This window comes from Flavobacterium ginsengisoli (assembly GCF_029625315.1).
Classification (GTDB): Bacteria; Bacteroidota; Bacteroidia; order Flavobacteriales; family Flavobacteriaceae; genus Flavobacterium; species Flavobacterium ginsengisoli.
The window spans coordinates 1,103,931-1,129,121 of record NZ_CP121110.1 but is presented as its reverse complement, the minus strand read 5'-3'; the positions used below and the strand labels follow the sequence as shown (position 1 = coordinate 1,129,121).

At 34.9% G+C, this 25,191-nt stretch carries 21 protein-coding genes and 1 pseudogene; 20 read left to right on the top strand and 2 right to left on the bottom strand.

Going from position 1 to position 25,191, the window contains the following annotated elements:
• Positions 1–24: 24 nt before the first annotated feature.
• From P5P87_RS26085 to P5P87_RS05070, 5 genes are all read left to right on the top strand, one after another.
• Positions 25–624 carry a sulfatase-like hydrolase/transferase gene (locus tag P5P87_RS26085; RefSeq protein ID WP_422854087.1) on the top strand — a complete coding sequence of 200 codons (600 nt, stop codon included), beginning with the start codon at positions 25–27 and terminating at the stop codon, positions 622–624.
• On the top strand, positions 506–2,425 hold the full coding sequence (locus P5P87_RS05085; protein WP_422854094.1) for an arylsulfatase: 1,920 nt from the start codon (positions 506–508) through the stop codon (positions 2,423–2,425). The genes P5P87_RS26085 and P5P87_RS05085 overlap by 119 nt, the downstream gene beginning before the upstream one ends.
• 151 nt (positions 2,426–2,576) lie before the next feature.
• Positions 2,577–3,122, top strand: a complete 546-nt coding sequence (locus P5P87_RS05080; protein WP_278021780.1) for a hypothetical protein — start codon at positions 2,577–2,579, stop codon at positions 3,120–3,122.
• Between the two features lie 3 nt (positions 3,123–3,125).
• Positions 3,126–3,845 (top strand): cation:proton antiporter, encoded by a 720-nt coding sequence (locus P5P87_RS05075; protein ID WP_278021779.1) that lies wholly within the window; start codon positions 3,126–3,128, stop codon positions 3,843–3,845.
• A complete protein-coding gene (locus P5P87_RS05070) occupies positions 3,838–5,244 on the top strand; it encodes a cation:proton antiporter (RefSeq protein WP_278021778.1) in 1,407 nt (468 codons plus the stop codon). The genes P5P87_RS05075 and P5P87_RS05070 overlap by 8 nt, the downstream gene beginning before the upstream one ends.
• Before the next feature lie 161 nt (positions 5,245–5,405).
• Here the strand turns inward: P5P87_RS05070 and P5P87_RS05065 are convergent, their stop codons facing one another.
• Both P5P87_RS05065 and P5P87_RS05060 read right to left on the bottom strand, forming a co-directional pair.
• Positions 5,406–6,890, bottom strand: a complete 1,485-nt coding sequence (locus tag P5P87_RS05065) for a glycoside hydrolase family 3 C-terminal domain-containing protein (RefSeq protein ID WP_278021777.1) — start codon at positions 6,888–6,890, stop codon at positions 5,406–5,408.
• Entirely contained in the window at positions 6,887–7,870 is a 984-nt protein-coding gene (locus P5P87_RS05060; RefSeq protein ID WP_278021776.1) for a glycoside hydrolase family 3 protein, read from the bottom strand. The genes P5P87_RS05065 and P5P87_RS05060 overlap by 4 nt, the downstream gene beginning before the upstream one ends.
• A gap of 1,148 nt (positions 7,871–9,018) precedes the next feature.
• On the opposite strand from P5P87_RS05060, the gene P5P87_RS05055 reads away from it, so the two are divergent.
• The 15 genes and pseudogenes from P5P87_RS05055 to P5P87_RS04990 all read left to right on the top strand — a co-directional run bounded on the left by P5P87_RS05055 (position 9,019) and on the right by P5P87_RS04990 (position 25,168).
• The gene (locus P5P87_RS05055) at positions 9,019–10,377 is read left to right on the top strand and encodes a glycoside hydrolase family 43 protein (RefSeq protein ID WP_340696648.1); all 1,359 of its coding nucleotides are present in this window, start codon (positions 9,019–9,021) and stop codon (positions 10,375–10,377) included.
• Positions 10,346–10,750, top strand: coding sequence for a beta-xylosidase family glycoside hydrolase (locus tag P5P87_RS25800; protein ID WP_340696685.1), 405 nt, complete (start codon positions 10,346–10,348; stop codon positions 10,748–10,750). The genes P5P87_RS05055 and P5P87_RS25800 overlap by 32 nt, the downstream gene beginning before the upstream one ends.
• Before the next feature lie 110 nt (positions 10,751–10,860).
• On the top strand, positions 10,861–12,543 hold the full coding sequence (locus P5P87_RS05050) for a sialate O-acetylesterase (protein WP_278021775.1): 1,683 nt from the start codon (positions 10,861–10,863) through the stop codon (positions 12,541–12,543).
• Positions 12,544–12,708: 165 nt separating this feature from the next.
• Positions 12,709–13,671 carry a glycoside hydrolase 43 family protein gene (locus P5P87_RS05045; RefSeq protein ID WP_278021774.1) on the top strand — a complete coding sequence of 321 codons (963 nt, stop codon included), beginning with the start codon at positions 12,709–12,711 and terminating at the stop codon, positions 13,669–13,671.
• Positions 13,672–13,715: 44 nt separating this feature from the next.
• Positions 13,716–14,285: a beta-xylosidase family glycoside hydrolase gene (locus P5P87_RS05040; protein ID WP_278021773.1), complete on the top strand. Its 570-nt coding sequence runs from the start codon at positions 13,716–13,718 to the stop codon at positions 14,283–14,285.
• 149 nt (positions 14,286–14,434) lie between these two features.
• Positions 14,435–16,243 (top strand): glycoside hydrolase family 97 protein, encoded by a 1,809-nt coding sequence (locus P5P87_RS05035; protein WP_278021772.1) that lies wholly within the window; start codon positions 14,435–14,437, stop codon positions 16,241–16,243.
• Between the two features lie 1,064 nt (positions 16,244–17,307).
• Positions 17,308–19,458, top strand: coding sequence for a SusC/RagA family TonB-linked outer membrane protein (locus P5P87_RS05030; RefSeq protein WP_278021771.1), 2,151 nt, complete (start codon positions 17,308–17,310; stop codon positions 19,456–19,458).
• Positions 19,382–19,849 (top strand): hypothetical protein, encoded by a 468-nt coding sequence (locus tag P5P87_RS05025; protein ID WP_278021770.1) that lies wholly within the window; start codon positions 19,382–19,384, stop codon positions 19,847–19,849. The genes P5P87_RS05030 and P5P87_RS05025 overlap by 77 nt, the downstream gene beginning before the upstream one ends.
• 79 nt (positions 19,850–19,928) lie before the next feature.
• Complete coding sequence (locus P5P87_RS05020; RefSeq protein WP_278021769.1) at positions 19,929–20,318, top strand: hypothetical protein; 390 nt, start codon at positions 19,929–19,931, stop codon at positions 20,316–20,318.
• Between the two features lie 12 nt (positions 20,319–20,330).
• Positions 20,331–21,824: a RagB/SusD family nutrient uptake outer membrane protein gene (locus P5P87_RS05015; RefSeq protein WP_278021768.1), complete on the top strand. Its 1,494-nt coding sequence runs from the start codon at positions 20,331–20,333 to the stop codon at positions 21,822–21,824.
• Positions 21,825–21,954: 130 nt separating this feature from the next.
• On the top strand, positions 21,955–22,302 hold the full coding sequence (locus P5P87_RS05010) for a glycoside hydrolase family protein (RefSeq protein ID WP_278021767.1): 348 nt from the start codon (positions 21,955–21,957) through the stop codon (positions 22,300–22,302).
• A gap of 23 nt (positions 22,303–22,325) precedes the next feature.
• Entirely contained in the window at positions 22,326–22,919 is a 594-nt protein-coding gene (locus tag P5P87_RS05005; protein ID WP_278021766.1) for a family 43 glycosylhydrolase, read from the top strand.
• A 50-nt stretch (positions 22,920–22,969) separates the two neighbouring features.
• Positions 22,970–23,371 carry a glycosyl hydrolase family 8 gene (locus tag P5P87_RS05000; protein ID WP_278021765.1) on the top strand — a complete coding sequence of 134 codons (402 nt, stop codon included), beginning with the start codon at positions 22,970–22,972 and terminating at the stop codon, positions 23,369–23,371.
• Between the two features lie 58 nt (positions 23,372–23,429).
• A pseudogene (locus P5P87_RS04995) lies at positions 23,430–24,257 on the top strand (family 8 glycosyl hydrolase); the annotation flags it as partial.
• A 116-nt stretch (positions 24,258–24,373) separates the two neighbouring features.
• Positions 24,374–25,168 carry a hypothetical protein gene (locus tag P5P87_RS04990; RefSeq protein ID WP_278021764.1) on the top strand — a complete coding sequence of 265 codons (795 nt, stop codon included), beginning with the start codon at positions 24,374–24,376 and terminating at the stop codon, positions 25,166–25,168.
• Positions 25,169–25,191 lie beyond the last annotated feature (23 nt).

Sequence of the window (25,191 nt, the reverse complement as noted above, 5' to 3'; positions counted from 1 at the left end):
CAGAACCTTTAAGATCAGGAAATCATGAAAGAATATTATAGTTTAAAGCAAATTATCAATTTAAAATTTAACTGTTCTTTCCAAAACAATATCGGCAGTATATTTTTATTAGTGGCTTTAATTTTAAGCAGTACGATAAAAATTTATGCCCAAGATGTTCTGCCTTTTCCGCCAGTTCCTAGTGCGAGTGTGGCCAACGAAACACTGGCAGAAAGCACACACAAAAGAAGAGCACAGCCAGATCATTTGCCGAAAGACGCACCAAATATCATTATCATTTTAATGGACGATTTGGGTTTTGGTACACCATCAACTTTTGGAGGCGGAGTTAATACGCCAACTTTAACCAAAGTATTTAAAGAAGGAATTGCGTATAATGAGTTTCATACCACTTCAATCTGTTCTCCAAGCCGTGCTCGCTTTATTAACAGGCAGAAACCATACGCACGTAGGAAACGGAACAATTGCAGAACGAGCCGTAGATTGGGATGGTTACACGGGAATTATTCCCAAAGAAGCGACTACCGTTGCCGAAGTCTTAAAAGATTATGGTTACAGCACTTCTGCTTTCGGAAAATGGCACAATACGCCAGCAAACCAGACAACGGTTGCGGGACCTTTTGATTACTGGCCAGTCAATTACGGATTTCAGCATTTTTACGGATTTTTGGCTGGAGAAACTTCACAATACGAACCAAGATTAATCAATGATTTTACACCAGTAGAACCTCCAAAAGACGAAAAATACCATCTAACAACCGATTTGGCAGATCATGCAATAGAATGGATGAAACAGCATAAATCGTATGCAGCAGACAAACCTTTTCTGTTGTATTTCGCTCCAGGTGCTGGGCATGCGCCACATCATATTTTTAAAGAATGGGCAGACAAATACAAAGGAAAGTTTGATGATGGTTGGGATGCTTATCGCGAAAAAGTATTTAAACGCCAGAAAGAATTAGGATGGATTCCGAAAAACGCGGTGCTGACAGCGAGAGATAAAACAATGGCTTCATGGGAAAGTATTCCGAAGTCTGAAAGAGCATTTCAAATTCGTATGATGGAAGTATTTGCAGGATATGTAGAACACGCTGATCATGAAGTTGGTCGTGTTTTGGATGCGCTTGAAGCGAATGGGCAAAAGGACAATACCATCGTATTTTTTATTTGGGGAGATAATGGTTCGAGTGCCGAAGGGCAAAATGGTTCTATAAGTGAATTATTGGCTCAGAACGGCGTTTCAAATACCATTCAGCAGCAGCTTGAAGCTTTGGATAAACTTGGCGGATTGGATGCCATTGGCGGCCCTCTTTTAGAGAATAATTATCATGCCGCTTGGGCTTGGGCAGGAAATACGCCTTTTAAACATACCAAATTAGTGGCTTCTCATTTTGGCGGAACACAAAATGCAATGGTGGTGCGTTGGCCAAAAATGATTAAACCCGACAGCACGCCTAGAAGTCAGTTTCATCATATAAACGATATTGTGCCTACTATTTATGATATTTTGAATATAAAAGCGCCAAAAGTGGTAAATGGTTTTGAGCAGATGCCCCTCGATGGAGTAAGTTTTAAATATACTTTTAATGATGCTAAAGCAAAAGAAGTATCCAAAGTTCAGTTTTTTGATAATAATGGAAGCCGAGGAGTTTACAAAGATGGCTGGTATGCCTGTACTTTTGGACCTTTATATCCGTGGATTCCTGCTCAGAAAGGTTTAGCCGAATGGGATTCTACCAAAGATGTTTGGGAACTGTACAACATTAAAGAGGATTTTACACAGTATTATGATTTGGCGACTAAGAATCCGCAGAAGTTAAAAGAGCTTCAGGAAATCTTTAATGAAGAAGCCAAAAAGAACAAAGATTACCCAATTGGTGCTGGAATCTGGCTTCGCATTCATCCCGAAGATGTTATTAAAGCACCATATACTTCATGGAGTTTTGATGAAACAACCAAAAGAATGCCCGAGTTTAGCGCGCCAGGTTTAGGCAAAAAAAGCAATAAAGTTGTTGCCGATGTTGAAATTAAAGAAAATGCTTCGGGAGTTTTATATGCGCTTGGAGGTTCTGGTGGCGGTGTGACTTTGTTTATGGATAACGGAAAATTAGTTTACGAATATAATATGCTGATTATTGAACGCTATAATGTTGAATCTTCTGAAAAAATTCCCGCAGGAAAACATAAAATAGAGGTTTTAACGACTATTGCAAAACCAGGTGCTCCAGCCGATATTGTAATTACGGTCGACGGAAAAGAATATGCTAAAGGGCAAGTTAAACGTACTGTTCCTGTAGTATTTACCGCAAGCGAAACTTTTGATGTCGGCGAAGATTTAGGAGGGCCAGTTTCTATTCGTTACTATAAAAAAGCGCCTTTTAAATTTGAAGGAAAAATAAATAGCGTGAAAGTAAATTTATTATAAAAACAGCACTCAAAATCTTGGTTTTACGGATAAAAAAGAGGAAAAAAACCTTTTTTTATCCGTTTTTGGACTGCTAAAAGGATTTTTCTGCTTATCTTGTAGAATCCAAAACCAATTTTTATGACTATAAATAGACTATTCCTTATCCTTTTTGTACTTGTTTTATCTTCCTGCGACGAATAAAAAAGAACAGGAACTTATTATGCGTGAAAATGCGCTTTTAGAAAGAGAAAAACAATTTCAAGATAAAGAAGCAGATTATGATAAGCTCTTAAAAATGAGAGACAGTTTATTGTCTATTTCTAAAGTAAAAGATACACTTCCTCAAATAAAAGAATGGCCAGAAAATCTTAAAGTGGCATGGAATAGCAAAATGATCTGCAGAGAATCGAACTGCAGCAATTATGTGATTGGCGATCAGCGCAGCGAGGTTTGGGAGTTTGTGTCAGATTCTACCGGAATGTACACGAATGTTTTAAGTAATAACGAAATTAAACGTGTTTTTGCTGGACAATATTTAGAAAGTAAAATCGTCCTTGATTCAGCAAAAGAAGCTTCTTCAAAAAACAAAATAAAAGTGAGCGTCGTGTTAGATGATATTAAGAAAAATATCATAAAAGGCACGCAGACTATAACTGGTCAGGATAATTGTATCGCAAAATTCTCAGTCGAACTTACTCCATCTACTAAAAAGTAATTTATGCTACTGAGTATACATCATATCACATTTCCTATCGAAGATCCTCTTTTAAAGTATCTTATCGAAATTATCATTATTTTATGCATTCCGCTTTTATTGAACAAAATAAAGGTGCCACATTTGCTCGGTCTTATTATTGCTGGTGCTCTTATTGGTCCAAATGGATTTGGAGTGCTTTCCAGAGACAGCAGTGTTGTGGTTACAGGAACTACAGGTCTTTTGTATATCATGTTTCTAGCAGGTCTGGAAATTGATATGGCCGATTTTAAAAAGAATAAATGGAAGAGTATTATCTTTTCGATTTTCACTTTTGCCGTTCCGTTTGCTTTAGGACTTTTAGGCGGTTATTATTTACTTCATTTTTCATTGCTTACTTCAATTTTGTTTGCCAGTCTTTTTTCGTCGCACACTTTAATTGTGTACCCAATGGTAAGTGGTTTGGGAATTGCTAAAAACCTCGCTGTAAATATTACAGTAGGCGGAACGATGATTACCGATGTACTTTCGCTTTTGGTTTTAGCCGCTATTGTTGGAATGTCGCAGGGAGAAGTCGGAACAGCTTTTTGGGTAAAATTATCCGTTTCAATGGTTGTCTTTGCTTTAATTGTACTGCTCATTTTTCCGATAATTGCTAGATGGTTTTTTAAAACTGTAGATGACAAAATCTCGCAATATCTTTTTGTATTGGTTATGATTTATCTGGCAAGCACTTTTGGCTGAATTGGCAGGAATCGAATCGATCATTGGAGCTTTTTTTGCTGGATTGGCCTTAAATAAATTAATTCCGCATACATCATCACTAATGAACAGGGTTGAGTTTGTCGGAAACGCCATTTTTATTCCTTTCTTCCTAATCAGTGTGGGAATGCTGATTGATTTTAATGCGTTTATTCAAAGTTGGGAGACCTTGTGGGTAGCGTCAATTATGTTGGTGGCATCAATAGGAGGAAAATATGTCGCGACTATTCTGACGAAAAAAACATTTAGACTAACAAATGATGAAGGACAGCTAATTTTTGGACTGAGTTCGGCATCAGCGGCAGCGACATTGGCTTCTGTTATGGTTGGTTATAATATAATTATTGGCGAAAATGATGCGGGTGAACCTATAAGACTTTTAAACGAACATGTACTTAACGGCAGTATTCTTCTTATCTTGGTTTCGTGTACCATATCATCGTTTGTTTCTATGGCGAGTGCGCAGCGTATTGCACAAGCAGAAAAAGATAATACAGTATCGGGCGATAGTAAAGAGAAGGAAAATATACTGCTTGCTGTGAACCATGAAGCTACAGTAGAAAAAATGGTGAATCTTGGCTTGATGGTAAAAACGGCATCCAATAAACAGCTTTATGCGGTAAATGTGATTAATGAAGACGCCAATGAATCTTCTGAAAAAAATGCAGAAAGAATATTAGAAAGCGCGATAAAAGCCGCTTCGGCTGCCGATGTAGAACTGCATCCAATTACACGCCACGATAATGATACAGCTGGCGGAATAAGCAATGTGATAAAAGAAAAAGATATTACCGATCTTATTGTAGGTCTAGAAGGCGGAAAAGGCTTTTCGGCTTCATTTGTATACAATTTGTATAATGGTTATCTGCGAAATAAAAATATCAATTTAATGGTCTATCATGCGGTTCAGCCAGCAGCGACTATTAAAAGATATTTGGTTTTTATTCCAGCAGATGCCGAATTGGATGCAGGATTTTTTCATTCGATGTTGAGAATTTGGAATATTGGCCGTAATTCTGGAGCCAAAATGAGTTTCTATGGAAAGGAAAAAACACTAAATATCTTAAAACGAATCGCTAAAAAAGCCTCTATAGAAGCAACATTTGATGTTTTTGAAAATTGGGAAGATGCCCAGCAAACCGCTCTGACTATTGAAGAAAATGAAGGATTAATTATTATGATGGGAGATAGGGGAATGCACTCGTATTTTTCGCGAATGCGAGATATTCCAGATCTTTTAAATCTGAAATTCAGAAATAACAACTACATGCTCATCTATCCTTTTTCTAAAACTACCTCAAACAATACCGAAAAAAGATCAGTAAGCAGTCATGATGATTTTGCTGAAATCGGAAAAGCGATAAGAAATATTTTTAAATAAGATTTAAAAGCCTTAAGGTAAATATAGAAGCTGAGCTGTTGTACTTGCTCAGCTTTTTAATTTTTTGAACCTTTAGGTTATAGTTGTAAAAGATGGTCAAACAGTTCTGAAAAAACATAAAAAAAACGCTAAAACTAATGTTTTAACGTTTTTAAAAGCGGTTATTTTTCTATTTTTAAAGTTTTAGTTATTAAATTATTTTTTCCTTTTTCCTTTTCGTCAGGTTGACGGCCACCTACAGCTATCTGAACTTTGTCTTGATATTGTTTTAAGCTTCCGTCTTCGGTTACATAGGAAAGATCTTCTGGAGAAAGATTAAAGCTTACGACAGTACTTTGGCCAGGTTTCAAATTAAATCTTTCAAATCCTTTAAGGCTTTTTAAACGTGCCTTTATTGTCGAATCTAGATTAACCAAATACAGTTGCGAGACTTCTTCTCCTTCCATTTTTCCTGAATTTGTTACTTTGACAGAAATTGTGATTGGCTGTCCTTTTTTTATTTTTTCTGGTATTTTTAGCTCGCTGTATTTAAATTCGGTATAACTTAAACCATAGCCAAAACCATACAAAGGAGTGCCTTTAAAATAACGGTATGTTTTGTTTTCCATTTTATAATCAGTAAACAAAGGTAAATCAGAGTCGCTTTTGTAAAAAGTCACAGGAAGTCTTCCGGCAGGATTATAATCGCCAAAAAGAACATCAGCAGAAGCAGTTCCAGCAGATTGTCCGCCGTACCATATATTAAGTATTGCTGGTATATTTTCTGCTTCCCACGGAACAGCTATTGCACTACCTGTCATCATTAGAAAAACTACTGGTTTCCCGGAAGATTTAAGAGTTTTTAAAAGTTGTGTCTGTATTTCAGGAAGCAATATAGAGGTACGATCTCCGCCGTTAAATCCTGGAACATTTACGGGCATTTCTTCTCCTTCAAGCTGTGGTGAAATACCTCCTACGAAAATGAATGCGTCTGCATTTTTATGACGTTCAATTAAAGTATTGAAATCGTTTTTTATAAAATTTCCTGTTTGCAATGACACTTCGGCTTTTCCTTCACCTTGCCAGTATTCTAGCACTAAATTGTAAACTGCATCTTTTTTGGTTTGAAGTTTATAGGTTTTTTCGCCCCATCGGTTTTTCTCCCAAGCATTTATGACTTCTTTTCCATCTACGATGAATCTGTAGCCATCATCTGCACGAATTTCAAAAGTGATTGAACCATTTTCGTCAGCTTTAAAATTAGTGGTATATCGTGCTGAAAAATGATTTGCTTTGATGTTTTTAGTAATAACTTCTCCTTCTTGCCAAAAATTATTTATTTCAGATTCAGTTCTTGTAGTTTCAGGTTTACCAGACAATGTTTTATTAGTAAAATATTCTGCCTTAAAACCTTGTTTTCCTTCATAAGAATATTGGTTTTTAAGATCTTTGTAAACCAATAGAGTATCATTCGTAAAGTTGACAGCCTTTTCATAAATAACTTCTGTATCGGCGCTTACTTTTTCTTTTATGCCCTGTAGTACAGTTGTTAGCTTAGATGGGGTTCCGTTGTAATTTCCAAGAATGGAGATTGAATTATCTGCATTTGGCCCTAACACAACAATTTTTTTGAGTTTTTTGCTCAATGGCAGCAGTATTTTTTTCATTTTTTTAGCAGAACTATAGATTGTCTGGCCATTTTTAAAGCATGATTGCTATGTTCTTCACATTCTAAAACAGAACTTGGAGTCTGTGCATATTTAACCATCGAAACAGGATCAAACATTCCTAATTTAAAGCGGATCAAGAAAAGACGTTTTACAGAAATATTAATCTGCTCCTCAGTAATTTTTCCGTTTTTAACAGCTGACACAAGCGATTTGTAGGCGTCGGTTCCACAATCAACATCTGTTCCATGATATACTGCGTCTGCAGCGGCTGATTCAGCATCAGGATGGGTTTTATGATTTTTAAAAAAATCGTCGATAGCCCAACAGTCCGATGTGACATAGCCGTCAAAATGCCATTCTTTTCTCAGAATGTCATTCATAAGGATATCACTTGCACAACAGGGCTGTGTTCTAAATGCATTATAGGCACACATTACTCCGGCTACCTTCGATTCGGTAACTAATTTTTTGAATGCTGGCAGGTAAGTATCCCACAGTTCATAAGGAGTGACATCAACATCAAAAGTATGTCGTAGAGATTCTGGTCCGCTATGTACGGCGTAGTGTTTTGCGCAGGCTGCAGCTTTTAAGTATTTGGGATCATCACCCTGAAGCCCTTTTACAAAAGCGTCACCTAACGTAGCTGTTAAATAGGGATCTTCTCCATAAGTCTCCTGTCCGCGTCCCCATCTTGGGTCACGAAAAATATTGATATTAGGAGTCCAGTAGGTTAGTCCCAAATAACGTTCGTTTGTTCTTTTAAGCTCTACTGCCTTATTGTATATTGCCCTGCCTTCTAAAGCAGAATAATCGGCCATTTTATAAAGAGAATTTTTATCAAAGGTTGCGGCCATTGCAATGGCCTGCGGAAAAACTGTTGTTTTAAAAGGAGTTCTTGCAACACCGTGTAGAGTTTCATTCCACCAGTCATAAGCTGGAATTCCAAGCCTTGGGATTGCTGGTGCGGCATTTAGCATTTGCGCTACTTTTTCTTCTAATGTAAGTTGACTGATTAAGTTTTCGACTCGTTCCTCAAATGTGGCACTGGTATTTTGAAAAAGAAATTTTGGCTCATTATTTTGCGCTGAAATGCAAAATGAGATCAATAGTAGAATTTGATATTTTATGTTTTTTGTTTTCATGCAGATAATTTTTTATTTGAAGCGAAAGTCGATTTTGTTATAGAAAAAAAAATACAACCGATTGCGTAAAGAAAAGAAAAATTTGTCTAACCTGAAATTTTTATTTCGTAAAAAATGATATTTTTTTGATTTATCAATAATTTATTATGCTAAATATTATGTTTTTATTGCTTATTCAAGCTATTGTATTGTATAATTAAAATAGCAGTGGCATTTTTTTTGGAATATTCCGGACTAAATGAAATTTCCTTAATTTGATGATTTTTGGATGCATTTAATTTTACAAATACCCAGGATAGCTAAAGAACGTTATGCGCAAACTCCTTTCATTTTGATGTTCGTTTTTTATACTTAAGAGTAGTTATTATACAGTGATACAATAATGTATGATTGTAGTGATTATTTTTTTAGCTATTTGTAATGCCAGAAATGCTAAAGTTTAAAACTTTAAAATAAAAGGCAGGATTTTATCTTTTTATATTTTCTGTAATGATATCGCATTAAGAGATAATTTTCATTAAATAGTATGCCAGTATTCTAATTGAATTTAATGTTTTGTTAGTTTTTTATGTTTTTTTATGCGATTAAAATGTTTTTTATTGCTATTTTTTTTATAGTTATCAATAAAAAATAACACAACCGATTGTGTTTGATGGTTATTTGTTTATATTTGTAAAAAATACACTTATAAAATATTGTTATATTTAAGTTCTTTAAGTGTTTAAAATAGCTAGCGAACAAAACCAACTTTAAATAATTAAAATAACTTTTTATGAATGTGAAACAAGCTAAAATGGACTATTTGCAGAATTCGTTGTAATTATAGTATTCTCATAATTACAGGTTTTGCATGCATATGTGCTTAGAATTTTATGTGAGTACAGCTCGGCCATTTTTGCGTTAGGCAATTAACTTTTTCTAGTTTTTCAATCAAGTCTTTCAAACAATTAAAACAAGTAAAAACGATTAAAATAAAAGCGACAATGATTACAAAAAAAATATCTTTTTTATACTTTATCGGATTTTTATGTTTTTTCTCCCTGACAGCCCAAGAGAAAAAATCAAACAAAACGTCAAATAAGCGATCTCCAGTCTTTTCTAGTGTTATATATCAGGGAGATGATGAAATCTATAAAAGAAATCCTTTAAAATCCGATGAATTCTATTCTCCAATTCTGCAAGGATGTTACCCAGATCCTGCTATTACAAGAAAAGGAGAGGACTACTATATGGTTTGTTCTTCATTTGCTATGTTTCCAGGAGTTCCAATTTTTCATTCTAAAGATTTGGTAAACTGGACTGATTTGGGAGGAGTATTGAATAATGTATCAGAGTTTAATCCCCATGATACAGGCATTAGTGGTGGTGTTTACGCGCCGGGAATTACTTACAATCCACACAATGACACTTTCTATATGATTGTAACGGCATTTACAGGAAATATGGGAAATATTATTGTGAAAACTAAAGATCCAAAAAATGGATGGGGAAGTCCAATTAAATTGGCTTTTAACGGAATTGATCCTTCTATTTTCTTTGATGACAACGGAAAAGGTTATGTGGTGCACAATGATGCTCCAGATAAAGGAAAAGAATTGTATAATGGACATCGTGTTATTAAAGTATGGGAATATGATCTAGATAAAGATCAGGTTATTCCTGGAACAGATAAAATTATAGTAGATGGCGGAGTTGATCTTTCTAAGAAACCAATATGGATTGAGGCGCCTCATTTGTATAAGAAAGACAATCATTATTATTTAATGTGTGCAGAAGGAGGTACAGGAGATAATCATAGTGAAGTTATTTTTATTAGCGATAGTCCAAAAGGTCCTTTTAAGCCAGCACCCAATAATCCAATTCTTACTCAAAGATATTTTGCTAAAAACAGACCCGATAAAGTAGATTGGGCTGGACACGCAGATTTAGTGCTTGGTCCTGATAATAAATATTATGGTGTGTTTTTGGGAATTCGTCCAAATGAAAAAGACAGAGTAAATACAGGACGCGAAACATTTATCTTGCCAGTAGACTGGTCGGGGACTTTCCCTATTTTTGAAAACGGTTTAATTCCAATGGTGCCAAAATTGAAAATGCCAAATGGTGCAATAAACAAAACTGGCAATGAAGGTTTTCTTCCTAATGGCAATTTTACATTTACAGAGAATTTTACCTCAAAAAAATTAGATTATAGATGGATAGGATTAAGAGGCCCTAGAGAACATTTTATTTCTATTGTTAAAAAAGGCTTGCAGATTAATCCATTTCCGGTAAATATTAAAGAACTAAAGCCAACTTCAACATTGTTTTATAGACAGCAAGCACAACACTTTTTCATTTGAAACCACATTAGATTATAAACCTGAATCTGAGAAAGATTTAGCAGGAATTGTATGTCTGCAGAATGAAAGTTTCAATTATGTTTTTGGGGTAACTAAAAAAGGAAAAGATACTTATGTTTTGCTAGAAAGAACAGAAAATGGTCAATCTGAAATTATAGCTAGCAAAAAAATTGAAATTATGGGTGCAATACGTTTGCAAGTTAAAGCTGCAGGAGATAATTATCAGTTTAGTTATGCTTTAAACGGTGCTAATTTTGAAAATCTTGGAACAGGAGTTTCAGGAGATGTTCTTTCAACAAATGTAGCAGGAGGATTTACAGGGGCTTTGGTTGGTTTGTATGCTACTGCTTCCAATAATGCAATTCTGAAATAGAAAATAAAAGCATTAAAAGCTCATTATTTTGGTTTGGAACATGATACCGAAAAATGGGTAAAGCAGTTCATTTAGAATTATTTAAATAAAATTAGATTTAACAAGATATCATGAAATCAATAATTAGATTTTTCTTAATTGTAGTCCTTTTTTTTGCAGGGCAGAAGGGATATTCTCAAGATCCAAATTTTCATATCTATTTAAGTTTTGGTCAGTCTAATATGGAAGGTGCCACGCCAATAGAAGCTGAAGACAAGATAAATATAGATCCTCGCTTTCAAGTGCTGGAAGCAGTAGACTGTCCAGATTTAAACCGCGAAATGGGTAAATGGTATACAGCAATACCACCTCTATGTCGATGTAAAACTGGATTAACACCAACAGATTATTTTGGAAGAATTATGGTTGCCAATCTTCCTAAAAACATACAAGTGGGAGTGGTAAATGTTGCAGTTGGAGGATGTAAGATAGAACTTTTTGATAAGGACAATTTTGAGAGTTACATCAAAACAGCTCCAGACTGGATGCTGGGTATAATCAAAGAATATGATGGAAGTCCGTATGCTAGACTTGTAGAGATGGCAAAAATTGCTCAAAAGAAAGGTGTCATAAAAGGAATTTTGCTACATCAGGGAGAATCTAATACGGGTGATACATTATGGCCGAAAAAGGTCAAAATAGTCTATGATAATCTGATGAGGGATCTCAATTTAGATCCTAAAAAAGTGCCTTTACTTTCTGGAGAGACCGTCAATGAAGACCAAAACGGAAAATGTGCGAGCATGAATAAAATTATTGCAACATTGCCTCAGACTATTCCAACCTCGTATGTAATTTCATCAAAAGGTTGCACAGTTGCCGCAGATTTTCTTCATTTCAATGCAGCTGGATATAGAGAATTAGGAAAGCGTTATGCAGAAAAAATGCTTTCCTTGTTAGGTTATAAGTCAAATGCTTCAAATGACCCATTTATTGTTCAGGCACCAATAGGATTCGACGCGCTAGACCCGAAAGTTCCGACAGGAAAAATAGAAACGGTAAGTTATAATTCAAAGACGGTTGGCACAGTTAGAAAAGCAACTATTTATACACCGCCAGGATTTGCTAAAAATAATAAATACCCAGTTTTATACCTATTGCACGGAATTGGAGGAGATGAAAAAGAATGGCTTAACGGCGGAAGTCCGCAGATTATATTAGACAACCTTTATGCAGAAGGCAAATTACAGCCAATGATTGTGGTAATGCCAAACGGAAGAGCTATGAAAGATGATAGTGCTTCGGGAAATATTATGGCGCCAGAGAAAGTGCAGGCATTTGCAGATTTTGAAAAAGATCTATTAAAAGATTTAATTCCTTTTATTGAAAAAAAATATAATGTTCGCAAAGATAGAGAACATCGTGCCATTGCAGGATTGTCTATGGGAGGAGGACAATCGCTGAATTTCGGTTTAGGAAACTTGGATAAATTTGCTTGGATAGGAGGGTTTTCATCGGCTCCAAATACTAAGAAAACAGAAGAATTAGTGCCAAATCCCGAGGAAACTAAAAAGAAACTGAAACTGCTTTGGATTTCTTGCGGAGATAAGGATTGGTTAATTGAAAACAGTCAACGCACTCACGATTATTTAGTTAAAAATAATGTGTCGCACATTTATTATTTAGAACCAGGAGTTCACGATTTTAAAGTATGGAAAAACAGCTTATATATGTTTTCGCAATTACTATTCAAACCCGTTGATGAATCGAGTTTTGCAAAATATACTGTTTTAGAAACGACGGGCCAAATTTGAAAGTACCACTAGATTTGGAAAGAAAATAGGACATGCAAAAAAATGAAATGAATAAAATGAGACGAAAAGATATTTGTTTAACTGTCCGTTTTTCTATGGGATTTCGACAGTTGTTCGAGAGAAATGAAATCTAAAGCTTTAGAAATATCGAAAACAGAAATTAAGATGAAAACACAAGATTTTATATGTGCTTTTTTGGCACTAGCAATGAACATTTTTGCGGGTCAAGCTCAAAAAGGCAAAGCTCAAAATCCTATTATTTTTGCCGATGTACCAGATTTATCCATAATCAGGGTAAACGACACTTACTATATGAGCAGTACAACTATGCACATGAATCCAGGTGTTCCGATTATGAAATCTAAAGATTTAGTGAGTTGGCATCTCGTTAATTACGCTTACCAAACCTTAGAAGATAAAGATGACCGCCTGAACTTAGATAATGGAAAAAATGACTATGGTAGAGGTTCGTGGGCAAGCAGTCTGCGCTATCATAATGGGGTATATTATGTGAGTACTTTTTCGGGAACAACAGATAAAACGTATATTTTTTCTACAAAAGATATTGAAAAAGGGCCTTGGAGAAGAATTGTATTAAGCAAATCGTACCATGATCATTCGCTTTTCTTTGATGATGACGGCAAAGTTTATCTTGTCTGGGGAGGCGGAAAACTTCAAGTTGTAGAATTAAAAGAAGATTTGTTAGAAGTTAAAGAAGAAACGAAGAAAGTCTTAATTGAAAATGCAAATGCTCCAGCAATGAGTGAGATCATGCTGCCAGCAGAAGGATCACAGCTTTTTAAAATTAAAGGGAAATACTATTTGTTTAATATCTGCTGGCCTAAAAACGGCATGCGTACTGTAATCATACACAGAGCTGATTCGATGGCAGGTCCTTGGGAAGGAAAAGTCGGACTTCAGGATTTGGGCGTAGCACAAGGCGGACTTATTGATACTCCAGATGGCAGATGGTTTTCTTATCTGTTTAAAGATGCAGGAGGTGTTGGCCGTATTCCGTATCTTGTTTCTGTAAAATGGGAGAATGGATGGCCTGTATTGGGGGAAAATGGTAAAGTGCCTGATAATTTAGATCTTCCAGCCAATAAAAGCTTTATTCCCGAATTGTAAATTCAGATGAATTTACCCGTAAAAATGGAGAAAATGATCTGCCGTTGGTCTGGCAGTGGAATCATAATCCGGATAATTCAAACTGGTCTGTTAAAGAAAGAAAAGGCTATTTAAGATTAAGAACATCTAAAATAGACAGCAGTTTTACGCAGGTAAAAAATATTTTGACACAAAGAACTTTTGGTCCTGTATGTTCGGGATCTACTATGATAGAATTTTCTAATATGAAAGAAGGTGATTTTGCAGGGCTTTCATTACTGCAAAAAGATTTTGGTCTAGTTGGTGTAAAAGTTGAGAATGGAAAGAAAAAAGTAGTTATGATAAATGCAGAGAACGGAAATCCAAAAGAAATAGAAAGTGCCTTATTAAATCAGGACAGAGTGTTTTTTAAAGCCGAATGCAATTTTAAAAATCAAGCAGACCAAGGAAAGTTTTATTACAGTTTAGATGGGAAAAAATGGATCAGCATTGGAAAAACTATAAAAATGCCTTACACACTTCCTCATTTTATGGGTTACCGATTTGGACTTTTTAATTACGCTTCAAAAACTGCAGGCGGTTTCGCTGATTTTGATTATTTCCGTGTTGAGGATACGATTTCAGAAATGAAATAGTCTACAATCAAAAAAACAACTATTGCATTACATAACCTGTATAGGCAGACTCATTTAACACTGTTTTGTAAATAATATTTTAAACGTCAATGCTATTTCTGGAAGATGAAAAAGTTTGATTATTCACAAAAGAAAAATTTTAAAAGTTTATGAATCTTAAAAAAATAATATTCTTATGTTTTGTTGGTTTCTTTCAGCTAAACGCGCAGCCAATAGTAAAAAGTCCTGATGGAAAACTTGTTGTGTCGATTTCTGCAGATAATGGAATACCGCAGTATAATGTAACATACAATGAAAAAACGTTTATTGAGAAGTCTCCGTTAGGTCTAAAAACAAGTGCAGGAGATTTTAGTTTCGGTTTGACTTTAGAGGCAAATAGCAGTCAAAATAAAATTGACGAATCCTATCAATTGCGTAACATAAAAAAAAGCAATGTTCATTATACCGCTAACGAAGCTATTTTTTCATTTACAAAAGAAGGCAGGGCAGCTTTTGATGTAATTTTTAGAGTAAGCAATAATAATCTGGCATTTAAATATAAAATATATCCACAGAAAGAAACAGTTTCCTGCGTAGTTGAGGAAGAAGTCTCAGGATTTTTACTGCCAAAAGGAACCACGACATTCTTGTGTCCGCAAAGTAATCCAATGACAGGATTTGCGAGAACAGCTCCAAGTTATGAAACTTCATATGCACTTGATGATGCTGTCGGAAAAAATGGTTTGGGAAATGGCTACACGTTTCCATGTCTGTTTAAAGTAAATAGCGACGGATGGGTTTTAATTTCTGAAACTGGGGTAGACAGCGGTTATTGTGCAAGCAGATTAATTGGGCATGAGAACGGATTATATTCAATTGGATTTCCGATGCAGGGAGAAAATAACGGAAATGGTACAGTTGCGCCTGGAATTCCACTTACAGGAGAAACTCCATGGCGCACCATCACAATTGGAGAGACGCTGGCTCCAATAGTTGAAACTACTGTTTCGTTTGATTTGGTTAAACCAAAATATGAAGCTTCTAAAGAATACCAGTACACAAAAGGAACTTGGAGTTGGATTATGAAGATGGACAACAGCACGACGTTTCCTGTACAAAAACAATATATCGATTTTAGCGCTTCAATGGGATATGAAACCATTTTAGTTGATGCGCTTTGGGATACGCAAATAGGTCGTGATAAAATTGCAGAATTAGCCGCATACGGTGCGCAGAAAGGCGTGGGGCTTTATTTATGGTACAATTCAAATGGGTATTGGAATGATGCTCCGCAGGGGCCGAGGGGCTTAATGGATAATGCAACTATCCGACGCAGGGAAATGGCATGGATGAATAGCATTGGGATTAAAGGAATCAAAGTTGATTTTTTTGGAGGAGATAAACAGGTGACCATGAAATTGTATGAAGATATTTTGACAGATGCCAATGAATTTGGAATTATGGTTATTTTTCATGGATGTACTTTACCTCGAGGTTGGGAACGCATGTATCCAAATTATGCATCTAGCGAAGCGGTTTTGGCAAGTGAAAATCTGCATTTTGGACAACTAAGTCACGATAATGAAGCCTTAAATGCCACAACACATACTTTTATTAGAAACACGGTAGGAAGTATGGATTTTGGAGGAAGTGCTTTAAATAGATTCTATAATAGCGATAATATTGCAGGTAAAGGATCAAAAAGAATGACATCTGATGTGTTTGCTTTAGCTACTTCGGTACTTTTTCAAAGCGGTGTGCAACATTTTGCCTTAGCACCAAATAATTTATATGATGCTCCGGAGTGGGCTATTAAGTTTATGAAGGAAGTGCCTTCTGTATGGGATGAAGTTCGTTTTTTAGATGGCTATCCTGGCAAATATGTAGTGCTGGCTAGAAGAAAGGGAGCAAAATGGTATGTTGCTGGAATTAATGCTGAAAAAATTGCTGAAGATAAAGCTAAAATTAGATATGTTTAATTCTGGTGCTAAAGTAGATTGTTACAGCGATGATGACCAGCTAAATGGAAAGATCAGCAAGCTGACGGTAAATAAAAATAAAGAAGTTGAAATGAAAATACCATGCAATGGTGGGATGCTATTAACCAATTAAAAGGGTAGAAAATATGTGATATAGTCAAATTTGATTTATTCAATTCCAATAGGAGCCAGCTTAAGATAAATAAGCTGGCTTTTTTGTTGTATGTATGAATCAACAAAAGTAGTCCCACTACAAGAGAAAGGTATTCTTTCTAAAGAAATAATGAGGTATTCCAGTTAAAGGCAGCGCATTAATTTTTATTAGCTATGGGCACGGATTAGCCTTCAGTTTTTTTAAGTTTTATTGCAGTTAGAGAATGAAGACCAATTATGGTTTCCTACAAAATGGAAGACATTATAAATGCTAATCTATTGTATCAAAAGAGAGTTTATGAAATTGATGTTTAAATGAGAACGTTTACTGTAAAATTTTGTGCTACAGGTTGATAAACTAAATCTTTTAGAATCTACTTTTCTAATGCAAAATAGAATACTTTTTTAAGCAACCGATTGTTGTTTTCGATCATTTTGCTTCTATCAATGACTAAAATAGTATAAGATAATTTCTAAAATACATTATTTTAACTAATATTAGTAGTAATTTATTTATATAAATTAATGTTAGTGTGAGTTTTATCTAATTTTTTATTATTGTATTTTTTGCAAAAAATCTGACAAATGGATATTAAATTATTTATTTTCAATTTATATTAGGTCTTTGAATTAGTATATTTTTAATTTTTTAAGTTAAAAAATATTTTTTGTGTTTTTAAAGTGAGTTTTTTTTGAATAAAATATAAAACAACCGATTGTTTTTTGAGTTGTTTTTTTATATTTGCTTTCGTTATTTCTCCGCCCTATAACTCAATTAGAAGAATATTCTGTAAGATAAAAACAACCTGAAACTAAAAAAGATTTAAACAAAAAGCTTATGAACCAAACCTTGAATTAAAAAACAAACAAAAAACCATTAACTATTTAAACCAAACAAAAAAACTATTAACATGAACTTAAAACTCAAAATTGCACTAATCGGACTGCTGATCGTGGGCAGTCATAGTATAATGGCACAATCAAAGACCATTCATGGCGTGATTACAGATCCTTCTGGGTTTCCGTTGCCAGGTGCCAGCATCAATGTAGAAGGTACGCAGAATAGCGCATCAACAGATTTTGACGGTAAATACTCTTTAAAAGGAGTTAATCCTACTGATAAAATAACGTATTCTTATGTTGGCTTAGTGTCACAGACTATTACTGTGGGCGAAAGAAACTCAATAAATGTAACTCTTATTCAATCTGCACAAAATTTAAATGAAGTTGTAGTAGCTTATGGTACTCAAAAGAGAACTAAGGTTACAGGAGCAGTTTCAACAGTAAGCTCAAAAGATATTGCCGCAGTGCCTATTACGAATGCCGAATCTGCTTTACAAGGACGTGCAGCAGGGGTTACAGTTGTAAATGGTGCACCAGGTTCTAATCCTACCGTTAGTATTCGTGGTCTGGCTACAATGGGAAATAGCGCTCCTTTGTATGTAATCGATGGAGTTTTAACTGGAAATCTTTCTGGTTTAAGCCCTAATGATATCGAGAGTATCTCTGTTTTAAAAGACGCTTCGACTACAGCTTTGTACGGTTCTAAAGCTTTTAACGGTGTAATTATGGTTACTACTAAAAAAGGTAAAAAAGGTCCAGGGCAATTAAGTTTTAGCACTTACGTTGGAGGACAGGAAGTGACAAAAAGATACAATGTCTTAAATACGCAACAATATCTTCAATATGCTAAAGATTTAGGAAGCGATCTAACAGCAAGAGCGGCTGAATTTGGAAACATTAACACAAATTGGCAGGACCAGATTTTTCAAACTGGAGTTATGCAGGATTATAACCTGAGCTTTTCGAATGGTACAGAAACTTCGACAGGACGTTATTCTGCAGAATATATGAAACAAGACGGAGCTATTATAAACACTGGTTTCGAACGTTATTCTTTTAGAGCTAATAATACACAAGATATTGGTAAACTAAGAATTGGAAGCAACATGGGAATTTCTTTCAGTACAATAAATCCAGAACGCAGCTCGGGCGGAAGAACACTCTTAGAGCATGCTATTAAAATGGCTCCTTATTTACCAATTTATAATGAAGATAATATCGGAGGCTATCAAGGTCCTAGTGCTATTGATGGAAACGATGCAGAAAATCCAGTGCGTGTAGCTAATTTAGGATATCAGAAAATTAATAATTTATCTATTATCGGAAATATTTATGCCGAGTTAGAAATTTACAAAGGTTTGAAATTCAGATCACAAGTTTCTTTAGATTACTATACAAGCAAAGACCATACTTTTATTCCTGGTTTTCAGGATGGTTCTTATCACAAACAGGCATTTTCTTCAACAAACGAAACAAATTCACAAGGACAAACTATCGTTTTTGATAATAGCTTAACATATAAAACAACTATTGCTCAAAAACACAACCTTGAAGTATTAGGAGTTATTACTAAAATTGACGGAAAATCACAAAGCTTAGCAGCAGGAAGCCGCTATTATATTTCAAACGAAATTGATCAGCTGCGTTATAATGAAGGAAGTTTAGGATCTGCTAATTATGAAGAAAAAAACTTAGGATATATTGCTCGTATCAACTATGATTATGCTGATAAATACTTATTAGCTGTTTCAGGGCGTAGAGATGCATCTTCTCGTTTTGGATCAAATAACCGTTGGGGTAATTTCTATTCTGTTGCTGTAGGATGGAACATAGCTAAAGAAAGTTTTATGGAAAATTCTATTTTCAGCACATTAAAACTTAGAGCTAGTACAGGAACCACTGGAAATGATAGAATAGACAACTATCAATATAGCGCTACTTTATTGGCAAATTATAACTATCCAATTGGAGGAGCAAATACGCCTGGGGTTTCTTTAGGTGTTGCGGCTAATCCAGACTTGAAATGGGAGTCAAAATTAGATAGAAATATAGGGGTTGATTTTGGTTTATTTGATGATAAACTAACAGGTTCGTTTGAATATTTTAACAATAAAAGTAGTGACATTCTTTTTGCAGTTCCGCTTGTCTGCTTCTGTTGGATCTGCAGGTGGTGGAACTCAAATTCAAAATATCGCAGACGTAAAAGTAAGCGGTTTTGAAGTTTCGCTTGGCTACAATGACAGAAAAGGAGACTTTACATGGTCTGCAGTGGCAAATTTAGGAACAAGTAAAAATGAGGTAACGAGCTTAGCGCCTGGCGTAACTAGCGTATTAGGAGGTCCTACACCAAGAGCGGGTCTTGAAAATTTCTCTAGATTAGAAGTAGGACAGCCGTTATTTTATTTTTATGGATATCAGACTAATGGAATTTACCAAAACCAAGCAGAAGTTGATGCTGTTTTTGGACCGGGCCAGACTGCTATAAAACCGGGAGATATTAAAATTGTTGACCGTGATGGCAATAAAATCATCAATTCTGAGGATAAAATAAACATCGGAAATCCATATCCTGATTTTACTTACGGATTAAATTTAAGCGCAAGCATATAAAAACTTTGATTTTAACTGTTTTATAACTGGAGTTGCGGGTAACGATATTTATAATGCAAATACTTTTGATTTAAAAGGAATGAATCGTTTGTTTAATGCAAGCACTGATGTTTTAGACAGGGCAATTGTTCAAAACGGTGTTGTAACAAACCCTTCTGCTACCTTGCCAAGAGCTCAGGGAGCCGATATTAACTGGTCTTCTGCAAACCAACGCTATATTGAAGATGGTTCTTTCACAAGATTAAAAAACATAGCTTTAGGTTATACATTAACTGGAGATGCCTTTAAGAGCTATTTCTCTAAAGCAAGATTCTATATAAGCGGACAAAATCTTATAACAATTACAAATTACTCTGGTTTAGATCCAGAAATTGCACGTGCAGACGGTAATGCAAATTCAGCAGGTATTGATTTAGGAAGATATCCACAGCCGAAATCAGTAATTTTTGGAATTGATGTTACATTTTAATACTTAAAGACGATGAAAAAAATTAAATATATACTTATAGTACTGTCTGGAGCTTTAACAATGACTTCATGTGACAGTAGCGAATTAGAATTGAGTAATCCCAATACTTTATCGCCTGAAACTTTCTTTAAAACAGAAGCACAGGTGCAGTCTGCGGTAAATGCTTCATATGCAAATCTTCAGACAAGAGGACTTTATGGAAGAAATCTTTTCTTTGCCATGGATCTTATGGGACATGATGCTTTAGGAAATCCTCAATTAGAAGGTAATAAGAAACCTTTTCAGGATTTTTCTTTTAATGCAGGAAACGATATTATTCAATATTACTGGGAATCTTGTTATATCGGAATTTCAAGAGCAAATTTCGTGTTAGACAATGAAGCTAAAATTAATGCCCTTCCAAATGCTGTTTTATCTCAGGAAAAAAAGAACAAATATCTAGGTGAAGCTCATTTTTTAAGAGCATACTATTATTTCCTTTTAGTGAAACGTTTTGGCGATTTGCCAATTTATAAAACTGGTACTATTATCGGAAACGCAAGAAGCCCTAAAGCAGAGGTATATGCTCTGATTGAGGAAGATCTTGTATTTGCGTCACAAAACCTTTTGCCAAAAACATCAGAAGCGGCAGGAAGAGCCAATAAAGAAGCCGCTTATGCTCAATTGGGTAAAGTATTGTTATATCAGAAAAAATACAATGAAGCTTTAGTCGCGCTTAATAATGTTACAAGTTATAGTCTTGAAGATAAAGGGAGTTTTTACAACAATTTTATGGAAGAAACTGAACATGGTAGAGAATCTATTTTTGAAATTGAGTTTGATGAAAAAAATGGAACTGGTGATCAATGGGGTGCTGCTGGTGATAGTCAAGGAACAGGTTTTGAAGAATCAACACTAAGAGGTCAAGAATATGGTAATCTTAGCTGGTACAATGTTTATCCTTCAGATGATCTTTTAGATTCTTATGAAGTAGGCGATAACCGCTTTGGAGATACTTTTTATGTACCAGGATCATCTTATTTAAAGGGAACTAAGGTAATGGTGGCAAGTGATTTTACAACCTCTGCTGGTATTAGAAGAGCGGGTTGGAAAAAATATCAAAACTATTACGATAGAGAAGATGAGGCAACACGTTCAAGCATTAACTTTAAAGTAATGCGTTATGCAGATGTATTGCTTATGAAAGCAGAATGTGAAAACCAAAGAGATGGCGGCTCACAAACAGCGGCCATAGCATACATTAAAGAAGTTCGTGATAGGGCAAATTTAACAACAAATATTACAGCATCAAAAGATGCCGTTTTTGCTGCAATTGTTCACGAACGTCAAGTAGAATTTGCCGGAGAGCAATCTCGTTTTGATGATATTATAAGATGGGGTATAGCAAGTACTGTATTGCAAGGAACAGGTTTTACTGCTGGTAAAAGCGAATTATGGCCAATACCAAACAGAGAAACCTCGTCTAATCCTAAAATAAAGCCTAGCGATAATAATCCTGGTTATTAAGGCTTTAAATTTTGGTTAGTTTAAGTTAAGTTAGTTTTTATAAACAGCGCAGTAAATGCGCTGTTTATTGTTTAAAGAAATAGTATTGAAGAAAAAGTCAAATTGTATTTTGAATTAATAGAATTAAAAAATGAAAAATATAAGTAAAATTTTATTTGTGACCATTTCTTGTTTTTTTACAGTAAACATAGAAGCACAAAATCCTATTATTAGAAACATCTTTACAGCAGATCCAGCTCCTCTTGTACATAAAGGAATCTTGTATTTATATACAGGACACGATGTAGCAACTCAGGATGATACCAATTATAAAATGGCTGACTGGCATGTGTTTTCGACAACAAATATGAAGGACTGGAAAGATCACGGAGTGTTGCTTTCGCCAAGCGCATTTTCATGGGCAACTGGCGACGCTTATGCTCGCTCAATGCATCGAGAGAGATGGAAAGTTTTATTGGTTTGTTTCGACATTTCATAAAAAAGATGAAGTAAGCCAAGGCGGTGCTTGCAATAGGAGTGGCTGTTTCAGATAGTCCAACGGGGCCTTTTGAAGATGCAATAGGAAAAGCACTTATTATAAATGAAATGACAACAGATATGAAGTATGGTTGGGATGATATTGACCCAACAGTATTTATAGACGATGATGGGCAAGCCTATATGTTTTGGGGAAATGGAAGTTGCAAATGGGTAAAGCTTAAGAAGAACATGATAGAGGTAGATGGTGAAATTACCACTTTTAAGCCTAAAAATTATATTGAAGGTCCATGGGTCTATAAAAGAAGAGGACTTTATTATTTAGTGTACGCCAGTGAAGGAACAAAACCCGAAATGATAGAGTATTGTACAGCAAAAAGTATAACTGGACCATGGAAGTATCAGGGAATTATTCAGGAAAATGTACCAAATAGTTTTACCACACATCCCGGAATTATTGACTATAAAGGAAAGTCGTACTTTTTTTACCACAATGGAAGTTTGCCAACAGGAGGCAGTTACAGACGTTCAATCTGCGTAGACTATATGCATTATAATAAAGACGGAACCATTCAAAAAATTGTACAAACTACAGATGGCGTAAGTTCTGTAAAATAAAATCTCATTTTATTTTTTCATATGAAGAAATACTATTTAAAAAGATAAACATGATAGAATATAAAAAATTAAACATTAAAATTTCTGCATTTGTGATGATCTTCATACTGACACTGCCGTTATCGGGACTAGGGCAGAATAAGAAGAAAACAGCTAAAACAGAATCTGAAAGGCCTCAGTATAGAAATCTCTTTAAGGAAGCAGGCTACAGTCAAGACGAAATAGACAAGAAATTAGCCAAAGCTTATTTTGATATATTCGAAGGTCCAAATAAAGTGTATTTTGAAGAAGGTGATTCTCTAGGATATGTTTCTGACGTTAAAAATAAAGATGCCCGTACCGAGGGAATGTCTTATGGTATGATGGTTGCCGTTCAGCTTAACAAAAAAGAGGTTTTCGATCGTTTATGGAGATGGTCTGTAAAATACATGCAAGCATCAAGATGGACCTAGAGAAGGATATTTTGCGTGGAGCGTAAATCCAGAGACTAAAAAACAAAATTCTCTAGGTTCTGCTTCAGATGGAGAACTGTATTATATAACGAGCTTGCTTTTCGCTTCTAATAAATGGGGTAATGATACAGGAATAAACTACTACAAAGAAGCCAGAAGAATACTAGATGCCATGTGGAAAAAAGACGGAACAGGCAATGTACATAATATTATAAATACAGAACATAAGCAAATTTCTTTTGTGCCAGAAGGAGGCGGTTACAATTGGACAGATCCTTCTTATCATGTTCCAGCCTTTTATGAAATATGGGCATGCTATGCTAAAGACGGACATGAACAGTTTTATAAGGAATGTGCCGGTGTGTCACGCAACTTTTTACATAAGGCTTGCCATCCTGTTACGGGGCTAAATTCAGATTATACAGAATTTAACGGAGAACCGCATCCGACACCTTGGATGCCTCCTGGATTCCGTTATGATTCTTGGCGTGTCCCTATGAATATTGCTATGGATTATACTTGGTACCGAAAAGATAAAGAATGGCAAGAAGGCTATGCGAAGCGATTTCAAAATTTTCTTAGATCTAAAGGATTAGACAAGTTCGAAGATCAATTTAATTTGGATGGTTCGACTCCCGAATTTGTCCTTCAGGCGGGCCCTGTTAAAAAACTAAGACATTCTATTGGTCTAGTGGCTACTTCGGCAACAGCATCATTGGTCAATCAGGATAAAGAAAGTTTAGATTTTGTTCATGCAGTTTGGAATGCAAAGCTCGAACCTTATGAAGACGGTTATTTTGATCCGTATTATGATGGGCTAATGTATCTTTTTGGTCTAATGCATCTTAGCGGAAAATATCAAATTATTGTTCCAGAAGTAAAATAACTTTTAAAACAAAAAATATGAAATAGCAAAGAATTGTTAGCTTATTGATTTTATTAGGATTTGTTGGACTTCCTTTTTAACTCTACACTTTATCTTTGCATATTTTTTCCGTATAAGTGTTTTCTTTAAAAAAAGAGCTATTTAACGTACTTATACGGTTTTTATTGTGTTCTTTAACAAAAAATTACCATTTCATATTTCCTTTTATTACTTTTACTGTGAATTTAACAGAAAAGCAGAGGATTATGATCAATTTAGCACGAAGAAATTTTATAAAAAATGTTGGATTTGTTGGTGTAACAACTCTTTTTTGTGGCTCTCTAGCAGCTCAGAGCACTCTGGAAAATTTTTCGATTTCAGAAAATGATGAAGAAAATATTCTAGCCAAATTCTCAAAAATAACTTTTTTTGATGCTTTCCTTTTAGATCAATCTCTGGCAGATTGCTATAAAAAATCTATTTTAAATTGGGAGAAAACGGGATACATTGCTTCTGGAAATTATTGTTTCGGTTCTTCGGACGGTCTGTTAAAAATGTTTCCTATGCATCTTCAAACTGAGGCTACTGGAAAAGTAGATAATGTTTTGTTATGCTTTGGAAAAGATTCAAATGGTAACTGGAAATCTCTAAGACCTTTATCGGGATTTGATTTAGAAGCTATTACTGTAGCTATGAAAGACTTAAATATATATCGTAACGATGTTAATTTATCTCATTATTTATTTCCTGCTCCAGTACAGAAATTAGATCCTTATGGCTTTTATACAAGAAAAGGAAGCGTTTCTCTGCAAACTAATTTATCCCCAGAACAAACCGTGACAAAAATTATGATAAAAGAAGGCAATTCTATTGTATATCAAAAGGAAATAATTTCTAAGCATAGTTTTGCTTCAGATTCTTTTTTGGTCTAATATATTTTACTTCGTAAAACTTA

Bases quoted from the DNA above. Each gene is read 5' to 3' on its own strand.
- P5P87_RS26085 (WP_422854087.1), top strand. From the start codon at position 25: ATGAAAGAATATTATAGTTTAAAGCAAATTATCAATTTAAAATTTAAC.
- P5P87_RS05075 (WP_278021779.1), top strand. From the start codon at position 3,126: ATGCTACTGAGTATACATCATATCACATTTCCTATCGAAGATCCTCTT.
- P5P87_RS05065 (WP_278021777.1), bottom strand. From the start codon at position 6,890: ATGAAAAAAATACTGCTGCCATTGAGCAAAAAACTCAAAAAAATTGTT.
- P5P87_RS05060 (WP_278021776.1), bottom strand. From the start codon at position 7,870: ATGCTAAATGCCGCACCAGCAATCCCAAGGCTTGGAATTCCAGCTTAT.
- P5P87_RS05055 (WP_340696648.1), top strand. From the start codon at position 9,019: ATGATTACAAAAAAAATATCTTTTTTATACTTTATCGGATTTTTATGT.
- P5P87_RS05050 (WP_278021775.1), top strand. From the start codon at position 10,861: ATGAAATCAATAATTAGATTTTTCTTAATTGTAGTCCTTTTTTTTGCA.
- P5P87_RS05045 (WP_278021774.1), top strand. From the start codon at position 12,709: ATGAAAACACAAGATTTTATATGTGCTTTTTTGGCACTAGCAATGAAC.
- P5P87_RS05035 (WP_278021772.1), top strand. From the start codon at position 14,435: ATGAATCTTAAAAAAATAATATTCTTATGTTTTGTTGGTTTCTTTCAG.
- P5P87_RS05030 (WP_278021771.1), top strand. From the start codon at position 17,308: ATGAACTTAAAACTCAAAATTGCACTAATCGGACTGCTGATCGTGGGC.
- P5P87_RS05020 (WP_278021769.1), top strand. From the start codon at position 19,929: ATGAATCGTTTGTTTAATGCAAGCACTGATGTTTTAGACAGGGCAATT.
- P5P87_RS05015 (WP_278021768.1), top strand. From the start codon at position 20,331: ATGAAAAAAATTAAATATATACTTATAGTACTGTCTGGAGCTTTAACA.
- P5P87_RS05010 (WP_278021767.1), top strand. From the start codon at position 21,955: ATGAAAAATATAAGTAAAATTTTATTTGTGACCATTTCTTGTTTTTTT.
- P5P87_RS05000 (WP_278021765.1), top strand. From the start codon at position 22,970: ATGATAGAATATAAAAAATTAAACATTAAAATTTCTGCATTTGTGATG.